This window comes from Pseudomonas sp. GM60 (assembly GCF_000282415.1).
Taxonomy (GTDB): Bacteria; Pseudomonadota; Gammaproteobacteria; order Pseudomonadales; family Pseudomonadaceae; genus Aquipseudomonas; species Aquipseudomonas migulae.
The window spans coordinates 1-20,149 of record NZ_AKJI01000034.1; the positions used below are offsets into that span (position 1 = coordinate 1).

Here is a 20,149-nt window from a genome sequence, read left to right on the forward strand (position 1 = left end):
ACTGCGCAGAACCTCCACTCGGCCTCCCGAAGGGGCGGGCAGATCAAAATCAAAAGCTGCAGGCGAGCTAACGCTCGGCCTGATGAGTGGTGAAAAGCGGGTGTTCGCCGATCCATTGTAGGAGCCGGCTTGCCGGCGATGGCGGCCTGTCAGCCAACCCGATTTCGCGGATGTACCACGCCTTTGTAGGAGCCGGCTTGCTGGCGATGGCGGCCTGTCAGCCGACCCGATTTCGCGGATGTACCCGAACTTTTGTAGGAGCCGGCTTGCTGCGGGCGGCGTTCCGACGATGGCGTGCGTAGCAGCGCCGCAAAATCCGGAATTTTTCGCCAGCAAGCCGGCTCCTACAGGATCGGGATGCGTCGATTTTCCGGGGGCATAAAAAAACGGCGATCACTTTGGTGATCGCCGTTTTTTGTACGGACTATCGAATCAAGGCATCAATACTTCAATCGACCCATCCGCCGTCATGCTGACCTGGCTGGTGCCGGCTTCAACTTCCGGCGTCACCGGTGCGGCATCCATGCTGGCCGCTTTCATCATCATCGGCCCACGCATGTACGGTTGTGGATAACCGTTGCTGTTCAGGTTCAGGTTGACGATTTTGTAACCCTTGCCGCCCAGCGCGTCGGTGGCCAGTTGTGCACGGGCCTTGAAGGCGGTCACGGCGTCTTTGAGCAGTGCGTCTTCGCTGGCCTTGCGGGTTGGTGTGGCGATGGCGAAGTCCATGCCGCCCATTTTCAGGTCGGTGAGCAGTTCGCCGGTCAGTTTCGACAGGGCGGCGAAGTCGGAGCTTTCCAGGCGCAGTTCGGCGCGCTCGCGCCAGCCAGTGATTTTCTGGCCCTTGGTGTCGTAGATCGGGTAGCTGTTGCGGCTGCCCTGGCGCAAGGTGATGTCTTTGACTTGCTTGGCCTGGGCCAGCGCCTTGTTCATGGTGGTGCTGACGTCGGCCGCGAGTTTGGCCGGGTCGGTGTTTTGTTCTTCGGTGTAGAGGGTCACGATCATCAGGTCGCGTGCGACTTCCTGACTGACTTCGGCGCGCAGGGAAATCTGGTTGTAATGCAGTTCGTCGGCGGCCATGGCCGGGAGGCTGGCGAGGGTGCCAACGCTGAGGGCGAGAAGGGCGGCGCTGCGGCGGAAAGTGTGCATGAAAACTCCTTGGACGATGCGCAGGGGTTAGGTCCGAGCCTGCGTGAAACCATCAGACTCTAGCTTTAATGATCCGGTTCGCACAGTTACAACTTCTATACAGATGTGTGGCGGCAAGCGGCATTCTGTAGGAGCTGGCTTGCCAGCGATGGGCTCAAAAGCGCCACGTCAATGCTGAATGACCGCGTTATCGTTAACGTTCATCGCTGGCAAGCCAGCTCCTACAGGGGATCGTCGCCATCATTCCTGCCATGTGGCCGTTTGCCGCACTTTTGCCTGTCAGCCCCCGTGCTTGGTTATACTCCGTGCGATCTGCCTGGAGCGCTCATCAGGAGAGCTCATGCTCGCCCCCGTTCAAATCACTTCCGCAACTCGTCAGAATCTCTGGCGGCTGACGTTCATCCGCACATTGGTGTTGGCCGCTCAGGCCGGTTCCGTGGGCCTGGCCTACTGGCTCGACTTGCTGCCGCTGCCTTGGTTTCAACTGGCCGCGACCCTCGGTTGCTCCATGTTGCTGTGCGCGTTCACGGCGATTCGGCTGCGCACCTCCTGGCCGGTTACTGAGCTTGAATACGCCGTACAACTGGCCTGCGACCTGTTTATCCACAGCGCCTTGCTGTATTTCTCCGGCGGCTCGACCAACCCCTTCGTCTCTTATTACCTGGTGCCGCTGACCATCGCCGCCGTGACGTTGCCATGGCGTTACTCGGTGATTCTGTCGGGCATCGCCCTGGCGATGTACACCTTGTTGCTGGCGGGTTTCTATCCGCTGCAAACCTTCCCGATTGCCCGGGAAAACCTGCAGGTCTACGGGATGTGGCTGAGCTTCGCCCTCGCCGCGGCGGTCATCACCTTCTTCGCCGCGCGCATGGCCGAAGAGCTGCGGCGGCAGGAAGAGCTACGGGCCATCCGTCGCGAAGAAGGCCTGCGTGATCAGCAATTGCTGGCCGTCGCGACCGAGGCCGCCGGTGCCGCCCATGAACTGGGCACGCCGCTGGCGACCATGAGCGTGTTGCTCAAGGAAATGCGCCGGGACCATCACGATCCGATGTTGCAGGACGACCTCAGCGTGCTGCAGGATCAGGTCAAACTCTGTAAAGAAACCTTGCAGCAACTGGTACGCGCCGCCGAGGCCAATCGCCGCTTGGCGGTGGAGATGCAGGACGTCACTGATTGGCTCGACGAAGCGCTGAACCGCTGGCACTTGATGCGCCCGGAAGCCAGTTACCGCTTCCAGCGCCTGGGCCAAGGCACCGTGCCACGCATGGCGCCGCCGCCGGACCTGACCCAGGCGCTGCTGAATTTGTTGAACAACGCCGCTGACGCATGCCCCGAAGGGCTGCAAGTGACGCTGGACTGGAATGCCGAGAATTTGACCATCAGCATTCGCGACCACGGCGCCGGTGTGCCGCTGGCCATTGCCGAACAGATCGGCAAACCGTTTTTTACCACCAAGGGCAAAGGTTTCGGCCTGGGCCTGTTTTTGAGCAAGGCCAGCGTGACACGCGCCGGCGGCTCAGTGAAACTCTACAGTCATGAGGAAGGCGGTACGCTCACCGAGCTGCGCCTGCCCCGTGTCGCCCGAGGAGACGAACATGAGTGAAGAGATCCAAGTCGAAGGCGAAGAACTGCCGCATTTGCTGCTGGTAGATGACGACGCCACGTTCACCCGCGTGATGGCGCGCGCCATGGCTCGCCGTGGTTTTCGCGTCAGCACCGCCGGCTCCGCCGAAGAAGGCCTGACCATCGCCCAGGCCGATATCCCGGATTACGCCGCGCTGGACCTGAAAATGGACGGCGATTCCGGCCTGGTGTTGCTGCCCAAACTGCTCGAACTCGACCCGGAAATGCGCGTGGTGATCCTCACCGGTTACTCGAGCATTGCCACCGCTGTCGAAGCGATCAAGCGCGGTGCCTGCAACTATCTGTGCAAACCGGCGGATGCCGATGACGTGCTGGCCGCGTTGTTGTCCGAGCACGCTGACCTCGACTCCCTGGTGCCGGAAAACCCGATGTCGGTGGACCGTTTGCAGTGGGAGCACATCCAGCGCGTGTTGACCGAACACGAAGGCAACATCTCCGCCACTGCCCGCGCCCTGGGCATGCACCGCCGTACGCTGCAGCGCAAACTGCAAAAGCGTCCCGTTCGTCGCTGAACCTGCGCTGAACAAATGCCGGCCGCGCCTCGCGACAAACCGAGCCGATCATCTATGATCGGTTCGTGCGTGTTCTTTTCTTTATCGAGCCTTTTCCATGAATCAGAACGCTGAATATTCCGCGGTCAACGATGCCGTGCGCGGGCAGTTTTTTCGCAAAGTCTGGGCGATGATCACGCCTTATTGGCAAAGCGAAGAGAAGGTCAAGGCCTGGACACTACTGATCGCGGTGATCGCGTTGTCGTTGATCAGCGTGGGGCTCTCGGTGTGGTTCAACACCTGGTACAAGGATTTTTACAACGCTCTGCAGAAGAAGGACGAAGCCGCGTTCTGGCAGCTGATTCTGTACTTCTGCGGGATTGCGGCGGTGGCGATCATCGGTGCCGTTTACCGGCTCTATCTGACGCAGATGCTGACCATTCGCTGGCGTGCCTGGCTCACGGAAAAGCATTTCGCCCGCTGGCTCGGCAACAAGAATTACTACCAGCTGGAGCAGGGCGGTTACACCGATAACCCGGACCAGCGGATTTCCGAAGACCTCAACAACTTCACCTCCAATACCCTGGAGCTGGGCATCGGTTTGCTGCGCAACATTGTCAGCCTGGTGTCGTTCTCGATCATTCTGTGGGGCGTGTCGGGCAGTATCGAAGTGTTCGGTTTCACCATCCCCGGCTACATGTTCTGGTGTGTGCTGGTGTATGCCGTGATCGGTAGCTGGCTGACGCATCTGATCGGTCGTCGCCTGATCGGCCTGAACAACCAACAACAACGCTTTGAAGCCGACCTGCGTTTCTCCATGGTACGGGTTCGCGAAAATGCCGAGACCATTGCCCTGTACAACGGCGAACCCAATGAAAATCGTCGCTTGAGCCACCGCTTCGGGCTGGTCTGGCACAACTTCTGGGACATCATGAAGGTGTCCAAGCGTCTGACGTTCTTTACTGCGGGTTACCAACAGGCCGCCATCATCTTTCCGTTCATGGTCGCCGCCCCACGTTATTTCGCTGGCAAGATCGAACTCGGTGATCTGATGCAAATCAGCTCGGCGTTCGGCAATGTGCAGGAGAGTTTCAGCTGGTTTATCAGTGCGTACCAGAACCTCGCGGCCTGGCGTGCCACTTGTGATCGTCTGCTGAGTTTCCGTCAGGCCATGACCGACAACGAAGAGCGTGCGCCGGCCATCGACGTGCAGAATCAGGGTAATGGGTTGAAGATTCACAACCTGGGCCTCGATCTGGCGGACGGTCGGCATTTGCTGACCAATGCCGACATGACCGTGGAGGAGGGCGAGCGCGTGATGCTCAGCGGCCGTTCCGGCAGTGGCAAGTCCACGTTGCTGCGAGCGATGGGGCATTTGTGGCCAGCAGGCCATGGCAGCATTCGTCTGCCGGCGGCGCGCTATTTGTTCCTGCCGCAAAAGCCTTATCTGCCGATTGGCACGCTGCGCGAGGTGTTGAGTTATCCACAGCCTGGCGAGACCTATCCGCAGGAACGCTACGTTCACGTGCTGGAAACCTGTCGTTTGCCGCACCTGGTTTCGCGCCTGGATGAAGCGAATCACTGGCAACGCATGCTTTCGCCGGGCGAACAGCAACGTCTGGCCTTTGCCCGTGCGCTGCTTTATGCACCGCAATGGCTGTACATGGACGAAGCGACTTCGGCGATGGATGAAGAGGATGAAGCTTCGCTGTATCAGGCGTTGATCGATGAGATTCCGGGGCTCAGCATCGTCAGCGTCGGGCATCGCAGCAGCCTGAAACGCTTCCATCCACGGCATGTGCGCATCGATAACGGCCATCTGGTGGACCAGACCGTAACCGCATAATCACCACCACCCCTGTAGGAGCGAGCCTGCTCGCGATGGACCTGAGAGCGCCGCGGAGTGTCAGACTTCCAGCGTTATCGTTGGCGACCATCGCGAGCAGGCTCGCTCCTACAAGGGCGGGGTGATCGTACAACCGCGTTGAGCTATGATGCGGTTTCAGCCGAATTTTTCGAGACAGACGTTCACCATGGAAAACCCGATCGACGCACCACGCCTCCCTCGCAAGCGCCGCAGCCTCGCACAGGAATTGGTGACGGTGCTGTCCGAGCAGATCCGCGATGGTCACCTCAAGCGCGGCGACAAATTGCCCACCGAGTCGGCGATCATGGATGCCCATGGCGTCAGCCGCACCGTGGTGCGCGAGGCGATTTCCCGTTTGCAGGCGGCCGGGCAGGTGGAAACCCGCCACGGCATCGGCACCTTCGTGCTCGATACACCGAGCCCGAGCGGCTTCCGTATCGACCCGGCGACGGTGGTGACGCTGCGTGATGTGCTGGCGATTCTGGAGCTGCGTATCAGCCTCGAAGTGGAATCCGCGGGGCTTGCTGCGCAACGCCGCAGCCCTGAACAGTTGGCGTTGATGCGCGCCGCCCTGGACGCCTTGAACGAAAGCGCGGCCCACGCCAGCGATGCCGTGGCCTCGGACTTCCAGTTCCATCTGCAAATCGCGCTGTCGACCGGCAACCGCTATTTCACCGACATCATGACCCACCTGGGCACCAGCATCATTCCGCGTACGCGCCTCAACTCTGCGCGCCTGGCCCATGACGACCAACAGCACTACATGAGTCGCCTGAGCCGTGAGCACGAAGAGATTTACGATGCGATCGCACGCCAGGATTCCGATGCGGCGCGGGCGGCGATGCGCTTGCATCTGACGAACAGCCGCGAGCGGTTGCGTCATGCGCATGAAGAGGCTGAGGCGCAGCGGGGGTAGGTTTCCAATTGGGTTGATCTGTCGCCTGACAGACCGCTATCGCCGGCAAGCCGGCTCCTACAGGAACCGTGTCGTACGCAAATTTTGTGTGCGACGAAGAACCTGTAGGAGCCGGCTTGCTGGCGATGGGGTCAGTGGCCGTTACACCACAGCGTCAGCCAGTACGAAGAATCGAACGATCCACCCTCACCGCCAACCGACCTGCACCGGGCTTGGTATCGAACACCACATCCCCATGCTTACCCACCACCGCTTTGGCAATGGCCTTGCCATCAGCCAACAACTCCAGCGGCGCACCCTTCAGCGAATCGCCCGAAGCCAATTCCAGTTTCAGTTTGATAGTCATCATCGATCTCCTTATCAGGCCACGTTGCCAGTCGGGTTGTAGTCCTTGAGCAGCAGGTAAGTGCTCCAGCCCCACCAGTCATCGACGGTGGCGGTGTCATTCAGGTTATTGACGTCCTTGCGCCGCAACACCTTGTTGCCCTCGACCTTGAACAGCGGCGAGAAATTGCCCGTCGGGTTCAGTACCGCCTGCAGATCAGGCAGTTTTTTCAATGCCGCGAAGCTGCCGGGCGACGGGGCGATGCCGCTGAGGTACGTCGCGAAAATTTCATCCGCCGACACCTGGACCGCTAGATTGACCTGGACGCGATTGGCGCTGTCGATTGCATCGAAGTAGCGCTTGTCGCCATAAGCGTGCCATTGAACGCCGTCACCGTTGCGCACATTGAGGCCGAACTTGCTGTCTTCGTCGTGCATGAAGCGGGTAATCAACGAGCCCAGGTCACTCGGCGTGACCACCGCTGCCAACTGTTTGCGTGGCACCCGCAGGTGACCGGCGGAAAACAGGTCAGTCAGGTAGTGATCGGCGAAAGCGTTCATCGCGTAAGCCAGTTCCAGCGACGCGTCATCGCCACTGTTGTGGGCGACCACCGCTTGTTGCAATGCCGCTGTATGCCCGGCGATGTAGGCCAGCAGTGCCCACTCGGCGAAGTGGTCAGCGTTGTTGGCGGCCAGTTTCAGGTAGCGGCCCAATGGATACAGGGCCGAGACGAAACTGCCGCCGCCGGTGATTTTGTTCCACTCTTCCGACAACGTATCACCCAATGCTTCATACGCCTCGTGGGGCTGTTTGCCGTCCTTTATCGCCTGTTTAACCGCGGCGATTTCCTTCTGCATGACGCCGAGGATCAGCTTCGCTTCGGCATTTGACGCCGGCAGCACCGCCAGGGAATTGAAGGCCTCAGTAAAGCGCTGGATCCGGTCGGCAGCGGTTGCGCCTTCGCTGACCGGTTTGTCCGGGATTCCATAGAAATCACCGCCCAGTGCAACAACCTGCCCATACGTCAGAGCCAGTCCGTTAGGCAAATGCAACTCGACCTGCGAGGCCGTTATCGCCGGTGCATCCTTGACGAAACGCAGCAGCGTGTTATCGCCGATGGCGGTGTGTTCACCACCCTCGAACCTCAGCTGTGGCTTGCCTTTCAAGGCGCTGCCGGATGCAGGGGCGGATGGCTGTTGGGTGTCGGTTTGGTGCTCGTCGAGGCGCAGGACCAGATGGTCATTGCCCGTAATGGCGATGCCGTTCTCGGTGAACAGATCATCCAGCCCGGCAATGACCTGTTTTGGTTTTTCCTGAGTTTTTGTGTGTAGACCTGACATTTCTATCTCCTTGATATGTCGTCGGTATGTTTCAAATAACTGTATGCATATACAGTTGTTCAGAGCATAGAGGAGATCTTTCCTACGTCAAGAAAATACTTTTCCGACGCATAAATTTTGGGTGCGGCGATGAAATGCAGTTGACGGTTGTTTTTTAAGTTGTACGATGACCTACAACTTCGGCGCAGGCTGAACGGTTTTCTCACACACACAAACAAACGTTGCTACCCAGGGTGTTCGAATAATGAATCCACAAGAACTGAAGTCCATCCTCTCTTCCGGTCTGTTGTCTTTCCCGGTTACCGATTTCAATGCTCAGGGCGACTTCAATCGCGCGGGCTACATCAAGCGTCTCGAATGGCTGGCCCCATACGGCGCCTCGGCTTTGTTCGCCGCAGGCGGCACCGGTGAGTTCTTCTCCCTGGCGGCCAGCGAATATTCGGAAATCATCAAGACTGCCGTCGACACCTGCGAAACCAGCGTGCCGATTCTGGCCGGCGTTGGCGGTTCGACCCGTCAAGCCATCGAATACGCACAGGAAGCCGAGCGTCTGGGCGCCAAAGGCCTGTTGCTGCTGCCGCACTACCTGACCGAAGCCAGCCAGGACGGCGTTGCCGCCCACGTTGAAGCCGTGTGCAAATCGGTGAAGATCGGCGTGGTGGTTTACAACCGTAACGTCTGCCGCCTGACCGCGCCGCTGCTGGAACGCCTGGCTGAGCGCTGCCCGAACCTGATCGGCTACAAGGATGGCCTGGGCGATATCGAGTTGATGGTGTCGATCCGTCGTCGCCTCGGCGATCGCTTCAGCTACCTGGGTGGTTTGCCGACCGCCGAAGTCTACGCCGCTGCCTACAAGGCCTTGGGCGTACCGGTTTACTCCTCGGCGGTGTTCAACTTCATCCCGAAAACCGCGATGGATTTCTACCACGCCATCGCTCGCGAAGATCACGCCACCGTCGGCAAGATCATCGACGACTTCTTCCTGCCGTACCTGGACATCCGTAACCGCAAATCCGGTTATGCGGTGAGCATCGTCAAGGCGGGTGCGAAAATTGCCGGCTATGACGCAGGTCCTGTGCGTGCGCCGCTGACCGATCTGACCGGCGAAGAGTACGAAATGCTCGCCGCGCTGATCGACAAGCAAGGTGCGCAGTAACACACCCGATTAAACAAGGCCGCTGAGCAATCAGCGGCCTTTTGCGTGAGGAGATTGTTGTGGCTGATACAAAGCGTTTCGATAACTACATCAACGGTGAATGGGTTGCCGGCAGTGAATACTGCGCCAACATCAACCCGTCCGAACTGACCGACACCATCGGTGAATACGCCAAGGCTGATCTGGCCCAGGTCCACGCCGCCATCGACGCCGCTCGCGCTGCGTTCCCGGCCTGGTCGACCTCGGGCATTCAAGCCCGCCACGACTCGCTGGATAAAGTCGGTACTGAAATCCTCGCTCGCCGCGAAGAACTCGGCACTTTGCTGGCTCGGGAAGAGGGCAAGACCCTGCCTGAAGCCATCGGCGAAGTGACCCGCGCCGGTAACATCTTCAAGTTCTTCGCCGGTGAAACCCTGCGTCTGTCCGGCGACTATTTGCCGTCGGTGCGTCCGGGCGTCAACGTCGAAGTCACTCGCGAAGCCTTGGGCGTGGTTGGCCTGATCACCCCGTGGAACTTCCCGATCGCCATTCCTGCGTGGAAAATCGCTCCGGCCCTGGCCTACGGCAACTGCGTCGTGCTGAAACCGGCGGATCTGGTGCCGGGCTGCGCCTGGGCGCTGGCTGAAATCATCTCCCGCGCAGGCTTCCCGGCCGGCGTGTTCAACCTGGTGATGGGCAGCGGTCGCGTGGTTGGCGATGCAATGGTTCAGAGCCCGAAAGTCGATGGCATCAGCTTCACCGGTTCCGTCGGTGTCGGTCGTCAGATCGCCGTCAGCTGCGTGTCGCGCCAGGCCAAGGTTCAGCTGGAAATGGGTGGCAAGAACCCGCAGATCATTCTCGACGACGCCGACCTCAAGCAAGCGGTCGAACTGTCGGTACAGAGCGCGTTCTACTCCACCGGCCAGCGTTGCACCGCTTCCAGCCGCTTCATCGTCACTGCCGGCATCCACGACAAGTTCGTCGAAGCGATGGCCGAGCGCATGAAGTCGATCAAGGTCGGCCACGCGCTGAAAACCGGCACCGACATCGGTCCGGTGGTCTCGCAAGCTCAGCTTGAACAGGACATGAAGTACATCGACATCGGCCAGTCCGAAGGTGCACGTCTGGTCAGCGGCGGCGGTCTGGTGACCTGCGACACCGAAGGCTACTACCTCGCGCCTACGCTGTTTGCCGACAGCGAAGCTGCGATGCGCATCAGCCGCGAAGAGATCTTCGGCCCGGTGGCCAACATCGTTCGCGTGGCGGATTACGACGCTGCACTGGCCATGGCCAACGACACCGAATTCGGTCTGTCGGCGGGCATCGCCACCACGTCGCTGAAGTACGCCAACCACTTCAAACGCCACTCCCAGGCCGGGATGGTGATGGTCAACCTGCCGACGGCGGGCGTGGATTACCACGTTCCATTCGGTGGGCGTAAAGGTTCATCCTATGGTTCCCGCGAGCAAGGTCGCTACGCGCAAGAGTTCTACACCGTGGTGAAAACCAGCTACATCGGCTCTTAACAGGAACCACCGCGGTATTGGCAACGATACCGCACCCCCTGTAGGAGCGAGCCTGCTCGCGATGGTCTCGAGGTCGTGAAGTTCAGCCTGATGCCCAGCGTCATCGTTGACGACCATCGCGAGCAGGCTCGCTCCTACAAGGGACACAAAACGATCCACCCCGCATAAAAATAATCAGTGGGAGTACATCTACATGCAAGCGACCAAGCCGACCCACGTCCGCTATTTGATTTTGCTCATGCTTTTTCTGGTGACCACGATCAACTACGCCGACCGGGCAACCATCGCAATCGCGGGCTCCAGCCTGCAAAAAGACCTCGGCATCGACGCGGTCACCCTCGGTTACATCTTCTCCGCATTCGGTTGGGCCTACGTGGCCGGGCAAATTCCCGGTGGCTGGCTGCTGGACCGTTTCGGCTCGAAAAAAATCTATGCGCTGAGCATTTTCACCTGGTCATTGTTCACCGTGCTCCAGGGCTATGTCGGCGAGTTCGGCATGTCCACGGCAGTGGTTGCGCTGTTCATGCTGCGCTTCCTGGTGGGCCTGGCCGAAGCGCCGTCCTTCCCCGGTAACGCACGCATCGTGGCCGCCTGGTTCCCGACCGCTGAACGTGGCACCGCCTCGGCGATCTTCAACTCGGCGCAATACTTTGCCACCGTGTTGTTCGCGCCGCTGATGGGCTGGATCGTCTACAGCTTCGGCTGGCAGCACGTGTTCATCGTGATGGGCGTGATCGGCATCATCTTCTCGGGCATCTGGCTGAAGGTGATCTACAGCCCACGCCAGCACCCGATGATCAACGACGCCGAGTTCAAGCACATCGCCGACAACGGCGGCATGGTCGATATGGACCAGGACAAAGGCAAAGGCAAAAAAAGCGACGGTCCGAAGTGGGACTACATCCGCCAGTTGCTGACCAACCGCATGATGCTCGGCGTGTATCTGGGCCAATACTGCATCAACGGCATCACCTACTTCTTCCTGACCTGGTTCCCGGTGTACCTGGTGCAAGAACGCGGCATGACCATCCTCAAGGCTGGTTTCATCGCCTCGTTGCCGGCGATCTGCGGTTTCATCGGTGGTGTGCTCGGCGGCGTGATTTCCGACTACCTGCTGCGCAAGGGCCATTCCCTGACCTTTGCTCGCAAGGCGCCGATCATCGCGGGCTTGCTGGTTTCCAGCAGCATCGTGGCTTGCAACTATGTCGATGTTGAATGGATGGTCGTGGGCTTCATGGCCTTGGCTTTCTTCGGCAAAGGCGTGGGTGCGCTGGGTTGGGCCGTGGTGTCCGACACCTCGCCGAAACAGATCGCCGGTCTCAGCGGTGGCCTGTTCAACACCTTCGGCAACATCGCGTCGATTACCACGCCGATCGTCATCGGCTACATCATCAGCTCCACTGGCTCGTTCAAATGGGCGCTGGTGTTTGTCGGTTGCAACGCACTGGTTGCAGTGTTCAGCTACCTGGTGATCGTTGGTCCGATCAAACGTGTGGTGCTCAAAGAGCCACCGGTCAGCGGCCCTGAAACAAACAACAAATTGTCACAAGCGCATTCCTGAGGAGCGGCGTCATGCAGTTGATTGAACATTCCGACTCGCCGCGCTACATCCGCCTGCACGAGCGAGACAACGTCGTGATCGTGGTCAACGATCAGGGCGTGCCGGCGGGCACCGAGTTTCCCGATGGCCTGGTCACCGTGGACTTCGTGCCGCAGAGCCACAAGGTCACCCTCGAGGACATTCCCGAGGGCGGCCAGGTGATTCGTTACGGCCAGACCATTGGCTACGCGTTGCAGCCAATTCCGCGCGGCAGTTGGGTCAAGGAAGATCAACTGCGCATGCCCACCGCGCCACCGCTGGACAGCTTGCCGCTGTCCACCGAAGTGCCGGCGGCGCAGGCACCGCTGGAAGGCTTTACGTTCGAGGGGTATCGCAACGCCGACGGCACCGTCGGCACGCGCAACATTCTCGGGATTACCACCACGGTGCAGTGTGTCACCGGCGTTCTGGATCATGCGGTCAAGCGCATCAAGGACGAGTTGCTGCCCAAGTATCCGAACGTCGATGACGTGGTCGCGTTGACTCACAGCTACGGCTGCGGCGTGGCAATCACCGCGACGGATGCGTACATCCCGATTCGCACCGTGCGTAACCTGGCGCGCAACCCGAACCTGGGTGGCGAAGCGCTGGTGATCAGTCTGGGCTGCGAGAAATTGCAGGCCGGGCAGGTGATGTACGAGAACGACAGCTCGGTGGATTTGAGCGATCCGTGGCTGTATCGCTTGCAGGATTCGAGTCACGGTTTCACCGAAATGATCGAGCAGATCATGGCCCTGGCCGAGACCCGATTGAAGAAGCTCGATCAACGTCGCCGGGAAACCGTGCCGGCGTCCGAGCTGATTCTTGGCATGCAGTGTGGTGGCAGCGATGCGTTCTCCGGCATCACCGCCAACCCGGCGCTGGGCTACGCCTCTGACCTGTTGCTGCGCGCCGGTGCGACGGTGATGTTTTCCGAAGTCACCGAAGTGCGCGACGCGATTTACCTGCTGACGTCCCGCGCCGAAACCGAGGAAGTCGCTCAGGAACTGGTGCGGGAAATGGACTGGTACGACCGTTACCTGGCCAAGGGCGAAGCGGATCGCAGCGCCAACACCACGCCGGGCAACAAGAAGGGCGGGTTGTCGAACATTGTCGAGAAATCCCTTGGGTCGATCGTCAAATCCGGCAGCAGCGCGATCAATGGCGTGCTGGGCCCTGGCGAGCGCTTCAAGCGCAAAGGCCTGATTTTCTGCGCGACCCCGGCCAGTGATTTTGTCTGCGGGACGTTGCAACTGGCGGCCGGGATGAACCTGCACGTGTTCACCACCGGGCGTGGCACGCCGTATGGTCTGGCGATGGCGCCGGTGGTGAAGGTATCGACCCGGACCGAACTGGCGCAGCGCTGGCCGGACCTGATCGACATCGATGCCGGGCGGATTGCGACTGGACGCGCGTCGATCGAGGATCTGGGGTGGGAGTTGTTTCACTACTACCTGGACGTGGCCAGCGGGAAGAAACAGACGTGGTCGGAGCGGCACAAGCTGCATAACGACATTACCCTGTTCAACCCGGCGCCGATCACGTAAGACCGCGTCATCGTTCTTCGCGGGCAAGCCTCGCTCCTACAGGTCCGGTGATCTTCTGTAGGAGCGAGGCTTGCCCGCGAAGGCTTTCCACCAGACGCCAACGCCTCGGGTGGCTTATCATTAGCCCCCTAACGACGCCCACCCAAGGTGACCCCCGGCATGCTGGCTATCTTCCTCGAAACCCTGAACATCACCGCGCCGGTGTTTGCCATGCTGTTTCTGGGCGTGCTGCTCAAGCGCATCAACTGGATCAACGACAATTTCATCCACACTGCGTCGGCTCTGGTGTTCAACGTCACCATGCCGGCGTTGCTGTTTCTGGGCATCTTGCATGCCGACTTGCACGCGGCGCTGCAACCGTCGCTGCTGATCTATTTTTCGATTGCCACGCTGGTCAGCTTCGCCATCGCCTGGGGCTGGGCGATCTGGAAGTGCCCGCGTGAAGACCGCGGGATTTACACCCAGGGTGCGTTTCGCGGCAACAACGGCGTTATCGGCCTCGCGCTGGCAGCGAGCATGTACGGCGATTACGGAATTTCCCTCGGGGCGATTCTCGCGGCATTGGTGATCCTGTTTTACAACACGCTGTCGACCATTGTGCTGGCGGTGTACAGCCCGGTGATCAAGTCCGACCCGTGGAGTATCTGCAAAAGCGTGATGAACAACCCGCTGATCATCAGCGTGTTTGCGGCGGCGCCGTTTGCGTATTTCAATATTGCCTTGCCGGGCTGGCTGGAGAAGTCCGGGCAGTACCTGGCGCAAACCACGTTGCCCTTGGCGTTGATCTGCATCGGCGGCACGCTGTCGCTGGCGGCGATGCGCAAAAGCGGCAACATGGCGCTCAGTTCCAGCCTGGTGAAGATGATCGGCCTGCCGGTGCTGGCGACGCTGGGCGCTTGGCTCTGGGGGTTTCGCGGGGCGGAGTTGGGGATTCTGTTCCTGTACTTCGGCAGCCCGACTGCGGCGGCCAGTTTTGTCATGGCGCGTCAGGCCGACGGCAATCATGAACTGGCGGCGGCGATCATTGTGATCACCACGTTGATGGCGGCGGTGACCACCAATATCGGGATCTTTTTGTTGCAGTGGGGTGGGTGGATCTAGCGTCGGGATTTGTAGCGTTCTTCAGGGCCTCATCGCGGGCGAGCCTCGCTCCTACAGAAGGTCATCGAGCGTGTAGGAGCGAGGCTTGCCCGCGAAAGCGGCGGACCTGCTTACTCCGGCTTCTGATAGCTATCGATCACTTCCTGCGCCGCCCGAAACGCATCGATCGCCGCCGGCACACCGGCATACACCGCGCAATGCAGCAGTGCCTCGCGAATCTCCTCCACGGTGCAGCCATTGTTCAGCGCGCCGCGCACGTGGCCTTTCAATTCCTGCGGGCACTTCAACGCGGTCAGCGCGGCGAGGGTGATCAGGCTGCGGGTTTTCAGCGGCAACCCTTCGCGACTCCACACACTGCCCCAGGCGTGTTCATTGACGAAATCCTGCAACGGCTGGGTGAACTCGGTGGCATTGCCCAATGCGCGATCGACGAAAGCGTCGCCCATCACTTGGCGGCGGACTTCAACGCCGGTTTTTTTGTTGTCGGTCATGGCAATTCCTTCTTGTGGTGTTGGCGACGCCAGGCGCGCAGCGACGTGAACAGCAAAAACGCCAACAGCGCCGGCAGGACGAAAAACAGCATCAGGTGTTCAAGCTTGCCGGCCAGCGGCATGCCGGTGGTGAACGACACCACGTGCAGACCGTAAGCCAGGTACAAACCCAAAAACAGCAGACCTTCGGCGCGGGTCACCCGGTAGCCGGAATAAAACATCGGCAAGCACAGCACCGCGACGCCGAGCATCACCGGCAAGTCGAAATCCAGCGCGTTGGGCGAGACCGACAGCGGCGACGGCGCGATCAGTGCGGTAACGCCCAGCACGCCCAACAGGTTGAACAGGTTGCTGCCGATCACGTTGCCTACGGCGATGTCGCGCTGGCCACGCAATGCCGCGATCAACGAGGTCGCCAGTTCCGGCAACGAAGTGCTGACGGCGACGATGGTCAGGCCGATGATCCGTTCCGACAGCCCCAGATCCGTGGCGACCGACACCGCGGCGCCCAGCAGCAAATGCCCGGCGTAGATCAGCATCGCCAGGCCGGCGACGATCATCAGCAGGCTGCTGAACCACGGAACTTCAGGGCCTTCATGCGGGCTCGTTTGTGGGCGCGCCGAATGCCGCGACTGGCGCAGCAACAGGCCCAGATACACCATCAGCGCCGTCAATAGCAGGACGCCGTCGACCCGGGTCAGTTCTTCATTCCATGCCAGAACGAACACCAGCAGGCTGGCGCCGATCATCAACGGAATATCCAGGCGCACCAGTTGTCGCGAGACCCGCAGCGGGATGATCAGCGCCGAGAGCCCGAGGGTGACGAGGATGTTGAAGATGCTGCTGCCGATCACGCTGCCGACGGCGATATCGGCGTTCTGCGCCAGCGTGGCTTGCAGGCTGACGGCCATCTGCGGCGCGCTGCTGCCGAGGGCGACAATGGTCAGGCCGATGATCAGCGGTCGAACGTGCAGTCGCGCGGCCACGCGCACGGCGGCGCGCACCATCAGTTCGGCACCGGCGATCAGTAGAACCAGGCCGCTGAGCAGTTCAATCACGCTGAGCAGGGGTAAGTCGGCAAGTCCGAAAATGGTCGGGGCTCCGTGAGTCAGTCGAGGGCTTGCACGCGAACCCGTGCGGTGCCGCTTTTGATCATGCCCAGTTGCTCGGCGGCCTCATGGGACAAGTCGATCAGGCGCCCGCGAGTGTGCGGCCCGCGATCATTGATGCGGACCACGCAGGATTTGTCGTTTTTCAGATTGGTGACCTTCACCCGCGTACCAAAGGGTAGTTGGCGGTGGGCAGCGGTCATGGAATTTTTGTCGAAACGTTCACCGCTGGCGGTGCGTTTGCCCTGGTGTTTGGCGCCGTAGTAGGACGCCACGCCTGTCTGGTCGTAACCGTGAGGATCGACGGCATCGGTGCTGGCGCAACCGGCCAGTAAAGACAACAGGGCGCAGGCCCCCAGTAGACGTTTCATTCAAAGGTATCCACATACAAATGTGGGAGCGGGCTTGCTCGCGAAAGCGGTATCACATTCAACATCGATGTTGACTGTTTTACCGCTTTCGCGAGCAAGCCCGCTCCCACAGGGGGTAGAGCCAGGTTTGAATACTGGCTCCATGCTCATCAGCCTTCGAGCTTGCTTTTCAGCAGTTCGTTGACCTGTTGCGGGTTGGCCTTGCCTTTGGAGGCTTTCATGGCCTGGCCGACGAAGAAGCCGAACATCTTGCCGCGTTTGGCTTCGTCTGCCGCGCGGTATTGTTCGACCTGCTCGGCGTTGGCCGCGAGCATTTCGTCCAGCACCGCCGAGATCGCGCCGGTGTCGGTCACTTGCTTCAGGCCGCGCTTGTCGATGATCTCGTCCGCGCTGCCTTCGCCATTGGCCATCGCTTCAAACACCACTTTGGCGATCTTGCCGGAGATGGTGTTGTCCTTGATGCGCAGCAGCATGCCGCCCAGTTGCTCGGCCGAAACCGGCGACTGATCAATGTCCAGGCCTTGTTTGTTCAACAGGCTGCCCAGTTCAACCATGACCCAGTTGGCTGCCAGTTTGGCATCGCCGCCAATGCTCGCGACTTTCTCGAAGTAATCGGCTTGCTCGCGGCTGGTGGCCAGGACGCTGGCGTCGTAGACCGACAGACCGAACTGCTCCTGGAAACGCTCGCGTTTCTGCGGTGGCAATTCCGGCAGGGTGGCGCGCACGTCGTCGAGGAACGAGTTCTCGATGACCACCGGCAGCAGGTCCGGATCGGGGAAGTAACGGTAGTCGTTGGCTTCCTCTTTGCTGCGCATCGGACGGGTTTCGTCCTTGTTCGGGTCGTACAGGCGGGTCTGCTGGATCACCTTGCCGCCGTCTTCGATCAGTTCGATCTGACGCTGCACTTCGGTGTTGATCGCCTTCTCGATGAAGCGGAACGAGTTGACGTTCTTGATCTCGCAACGCGTGCCGAACTCAGCCTGGCCTTTCGGGCGGATCGACACGTTGCAGTCGCAACGCAGCGAACCTTCGGCCATGTTGCCGTCGCAGATACCCAGGTAGCGCACCAGCGCGTGGACAGCCTTGACGTAAGCCACGGCTTCCTTGGCGCTGCGCATGTCCGGCTCGGAAACGATTTCCAGCAGCGGCGTGCCGGCGCGGTTCAGGTCGATGCCGGTGGCACCGTTGAACTCTTCGTGCAGGCTTTTACCGGCGTCTTCTTCCAGGTGCGCGCGGGTGATGCCAACGCGTTTGACCGTACCGTCTTCAAGGGCGATGTCCAGGTGGCCTTTGCCGACAATCGGCAATTCCATCTGGCTGATCTGGTAGCCCTTGGGCAGGTCCGGGTAGAAATAGTTTTTACGGGCGAACACGTTGTGCTGGCCGATCTCGGCATCGATAGCGAGGCCGAACATCACGGCCATGCGCACCGCTTCCTGGTTCAGCACTGGCAAGACGCCAGGCATGCCGAGGTCAACCAGGCTGGCCTGGGTGTTCGGCTCGGAACCGAAAGTGGTGGAGCTACCGGAAAAGATTTTCGACCGGGTGGTGAGCTGGGTATGAATCTCCAGCCCGATCACGACTTCCCATTGCATGTGTTTCTCCTCAGAAGCCGGTTGGGGTGCGGGTGTGCCAGTCAGTGTTCAACTGATACTGATGGGCAACGTTCAACAGGCGACCTTCCTGGAAATACGGGGCGAGCAGTTGCACGCCGACCGGCAGGCCGTCGACGAAACCGGCGGGCATGGACAAGCCCGGCAGGCCGGCGAGGTTGGCGGTGATGGTGTAGACGTCTTCCAGGTAGGCAGCGACCGGGTCGCTGCTCTTGGCGCCAAGCTTCCAGGCCGGGTTCGGCGTGGTTGGGCCGAGGATGATGTCGACTTCATTGAAAGCCGCCATGAAGTCGTTTTTCACCAGGCGACGAATCTTCTGCGCCTTCAGGTAGTAGGCGTCGTAGTAACCGGCCGACAGCGCGTAGGCGCCGACCATGATCCGGCGCTGCACTTCTGCACCGAAACCTTCGCCACGGGAACGCTTGTACAGGTCTTCCAGGTTTTTCGGGTCTTCGCAGCGATAGCCGAAACGCACGCCGTCGAAACGCGACAGGTTGGAAGATGCTTCTGCCGGGGCGATCACGTAGTACGCAGGAATCGCGTGCTGCATGTTCGGCAGGCTGATTTCCTTGATCACGGCACCGAGCTTTTCCAGCTCCTTGATGCTGTTCTGGATCAGCTCGGCGATACGCGGGTCGAGACCGGCGCTGAAGTATTCCTTCGGCACACCGATGCGCAGGCCTTTCAGCGAATCGTTGAGGCTGGCGCTGTAATCCGGCACGGGCTCGTCGATGCTGGTGGAGTCATTGCTGTCGAAACCGGCCATGCCTTGCAGCAGGATCGCGCAGTCTTCGGCGGTGCGCGCCAGCGGGCCGCCCTGATCGAGGCTGGATGCGTAAGCGATCATGCCCCAGCGCGAAACGCGACCGTAGGTCGGTTTCAGGCCGGTGAGGTTGGTGAACGCAGCCGGCTGGCGAATCGAGCCGCCGGTGTCGGTGGCGGTCGCGGCTGGCAACAGGCGAGCGGCAACGGCCGCCGCCGAACCACCGGACGAACCGCCCGGCACGTGTTCCAGGTTCCACGGGTTTTTCACCGCGCCGTAGTAGCTCGACTCGTTGGCCGAACCCATGGCGAATTCGTCCATGTTGGTCTTGCCCAGGGTCACCGCGCCGGCGGCTGCCAGTTTGGCGACGACGGTGGCGTCGTACGGTGCCTTGAAGTTGTCGAGCATCTTCGAGCCGCAGCTGGTGCGCACGCCTTGGGTGCAGAACAGGTCTTTATGGGCGATCGGCGCGCCGAGCAGGGCGCCGCTCTCACCATTGGCACGGCGTGCGTCAGCGGCTTTCGCCTGCTGGAGCGCCAGGTCTTCGGTGAGGCTGATGAAGCTGTTGAGCTGTGGGTCGAGCTGGGCGATGCGCGCCAGCAGGACTTTGGTCAGCTCTTCGGAAGAAAACTTTTTATCGGCGAGTCCGCGGGCGATCTCGGCCAGAGTCAATTGATGCATTGCAGGCTCTTTCCCTTTAGTCGATGACTTTCGGAACCAGGTACAGGCCGTTTTCGACCGCTGGTGCGATGGACTGATAGGCCTCGCGATGATTGGTCTCGGTCACGACGTCTGCACGCAGGCGCTGGCTGGCTTCCAGTGGGTGGGCGAGCGGCTCGATACCGTCGGTATTGACCGCCTGCATTTCGTCGACCAGTCCCAGAATGCTGTTCAGGGCCGAAGTGATGTGTGGAAGATCGGCATCATTGAGGCCCAGACAGGCCAGATGAGCGATTTTTTCCACGTCGGAGCGTTCAAGCGTCATGGGATTCTCCAGTGGAAGGAAAACAGAACGGATGCTATCCGTGTGTTAGATTGTCGGAACACTACCGCATTTCTACGGTCATAAGGCCGCGATTGTGGGGGTTGGTGCACAGAAAAGCGGCCAATTTAACATATTGGCGCCTTGCCCAAAATCCCTGTCGTTGTTAGAGTTTGCCGCACTTTTTTACCCACGCGTTG

General features: G+C 60.3%; 18 protein-coding genes. 9 read left to right on the plus strand and 9 right to left on the minus strand.

Annotation, left to right across the window (positions count from 1 at the left end):
• Positions 1–432: 432 nt before the first annotated feature.
• Positions 433–1,149, minus strand: a complete 717-nt coding sequence (locus PMI32_RS20955) for an SIMPL domain-containing protein (protein ID WP_008026841.1) — start codon at positions 1,147–1,149, stop codon at positions 433–435.
• Positions 1,150–1,489: 340 nt separating this feature from the next.
• Between PMI32_RS20955 and PMI32_RS20950 the strand changes: the two genes are divergently transcribed.
• The 4 genes from PMI32_RS20950 (at position 1,490) to PMI32_RS20935 (ending at position 6,067) form a co-directional block, all read left to right on the plus strand.
• Positions 1,490–2,752, plus strand: coding sequence for an ATP-binding protein (locus tag PMI32_RS20950; RefSeq protein WP_008026843.1), 1,263 nt, complete (start codon positions 1,490–1,492; stop codon positions 2,750–2,752).
• On the plus strand, positions 2,745–3,305 hold the full coding sequence (locus PMI32_RS20945; RefSeq protein ID WP_008026845.1) for a response regulator transcription factor: 561 nt from the start codon (positions 2,745–2,747) through the stop codon (positions 3,303–3,305). Before PMI32_RS20950 ends, PMI32_RS20945 begins: the two co-directional genes overlap by 8 nt.
• A 97-nt stretch (positions 3,306–3,402) precedes the next feature.
• Positions 3,403–5,130 (plus strand): ABC transporter ATP-binding protein/permease, encoded by a 1,728-nt coding sequence (locus PMI32_RS20940; RefSeq protein ID WP_008026847.1) that lies wholly within the window; start codon positions 3,403–3,405, stop codon positions 5,128–5,130.
• Between the two features lie 187 nt (positions 5,131–5,317).
• A complete protein-coding gene (locus PMI32_RS20935; RefSeq protein WP_031318393.1) occupies positions 5,318–6,067 on the plus strand; it encodes a FadR/GntR family transcriptional regulator in 750 nt (249 codons plus the stop codon).
• Between the two features lie 154 nt (positions 6,068–6,221).
• Here PMI32_RS20935 and PMI32_RS20930 read toward each other — a convergent pair whose 3' ends face one another.
• On the minus strand, positions 6,222–6,413 hold the full coding sequence (locus PMI32_RS20930) for a hypothetical protein (RefSeq protein ID WP_008026852.1): 192 nt from the start codon (positions 6,411–6,413) through the stop codon (positions 6,222–6,224).
• A 14-nt stretch (positions 6,414–6,427) separates the two neighbouring features.
• Positions 6,428–7,732 carry a hypothetical protein gene (locus tag PMI32_RS20925; RefSeq protein WP_008026853.1) on the minus strand — a complete coding sequence of 435 codons (1,305 nt, stop codon included), beginning with the start codon at positions 7,730–7,732 and terminating at the stop codon, positions 6,428–6,430.
• Between the two features lie 244 nt (positions 7,733–7,976).
• Here PMI32_RS20925 and kdgD point away from each other — a divergent pair, with 244 nt between their 5' ends.
• From kdgD to PMI32_RS20900, 5 genes are all read left to right on the plus strand, one after another.
• Positions 7,977–8,888, plus strand: coding sequence for a 5-dehydro-4-deoxyglucarate dehydratase (gene kdgD / locus PMI32_RS20920; RefSeq protein WP_008026855.1), 912 nt, complete (start codon positions 7,977–7,979; stop codon positions 8,886–8,888).
• Positions 8,889–8,947: 59 nt separating this feature from the next.
• Complete coding sequence (locus tag PMI32_RS20915; RefSeq protein ID WP_008026857.1) at positions 8,948–10,393, plus strand: aldehyde dehydrogenase family protein; 1,446 nt, start codon at positions 8,948–8,950, stop codon at positions 10,391–10,393.
• Between the two features lie 193 nt (positions 10,394–10,586).
• On the plus strand, positions 10,587–11,954 hold the full coding sequence (locus PMI32_RS20910; RefSeq protein ID WP_008026859.1) for an MFS transporter: 1,368 nt from the start codon (positions 10,587–10,589) through the stop codon (positions 11,952–11,954).
• An 11-nt stretch (positions 11,955–11,965) separates the two neighbouring features.
• Positions 11,966–13,519: a galactarate dehydratase gene (gene garD / locus PMI32_RS20905; RefSeq protein ID WP_008026861.1), complete on the plus strand. Its 1,554-nt coding sequence runs from the start codon at positions 11,966–11,968 to the stop codon at positions 13,517–13,519.
• Positions 13,520–13,678: 159 nt separating this feature from the next.
• Positions 13,679–14,620 (plus strand): AEC family transporter, encoded by a 942-nt coding sequence (locus tag PMI32_RS20900; RefSeq protein WP_008026863.1) that lies wholly within the window; start codon positions 13,679–13,681, stop codon positions 14,618–14,620.
• Between the two features lie 110 nt (positions 14,621–14,730).
• Here PMI32_RS20900 and PMI32_RS20895 read toward each other — a convergent pair whose 3' ends face one another.
• The 6 genes from PMI32_RS20895 to gatC all read right to left on the minus strand — a co-directional run bounded on the left by PMI32_RS20895 (position 14,731) and on the right by gatC (position 19,952).
• Positions 14,731–15,111 carry a carboxymuconolactone decarboxylase family protein gene (locus PMI32_RS20895; RefSeq protein ID WP_008026864.1) on the minus strand — a complete coding sequence of 127 codons (381 nt, stop codon included), beginning with the start codon at positions 15,109–15,111 and terminating at the stop codon, positions 14,731–14,733.
• Complete coding sequence (locus PMI32_RS20890) at positions 15,108–16,169, minus strand: calcium/sodium antiporter (protein WP_008026867.1); 1,062 nt, start codon at positions 16,167–16,169, stop codon at positions 15,108–15,110. The genes PMI32_RS20895 and PMI32_RS20890 overlap by 4 nt, the downstream gene beginning before the upstream one ends.
• Before the next feature lie 50 nt (positions 16,170–16,219).
• Complete coding sequence (locus tag PMI32_RS20885; RefSeq protein ID WP_008026869.1) at positions 16,220–16,591, minus strand: septal ring lytic transglycosylase RlpA family protein; 372 nt, start codon at positions 16,589–16,591, stop codon at positions 16,220–16,222.
• A 149-nt stretch (positions 16,592–16,740) separates the two neighbouring features.
• Entirely contained in the window at positions 16,741–18,186 is a 1,446-nt protein-coding gene (gene gatB, locus PMI32_RS20880) for an Asp-tRNA(Asn)/Glu-tRNA(Gln) amidotransferase subunit GatB (RefSeq protein WP_008026871.1), read from the minus strand.
• Positions 18,187–18,196: 10 nt separating this feature from the next.
• Positions 18,197–19,648 carry an Asp-tRNA(Asn)/Glu-tRNA(Gln) amidotransferase subunit GatA gene (gene gatA / locus PMI32_RS20875; RefSeq protein ID WP_008026874.1) on the minus strand — a complete coding sequence of 484 codons (1,452 nt, stop codon included), beginning with the start codon at positions 19,646–19,648 and terminating at the stop codon, positions 18,197–18,199.
• 16 nt (positions 19,649–19,664) lie between these two features.
• Positions 19,665–19,952, minus strand: a complete 288-nt coding sequence (gene gatC / locus PMI32_RS20870; protein ID WP_008026876.1) for an Asp-tRNA(Asn)/Glu-tRNA(Gln) amidotransferase subunit GatC — start codon at positions 19,950–19,952, stop codon at positions 19,665–19,667.
• Positions 19,953–20,149: the final 197 nt, after the last annotated feature.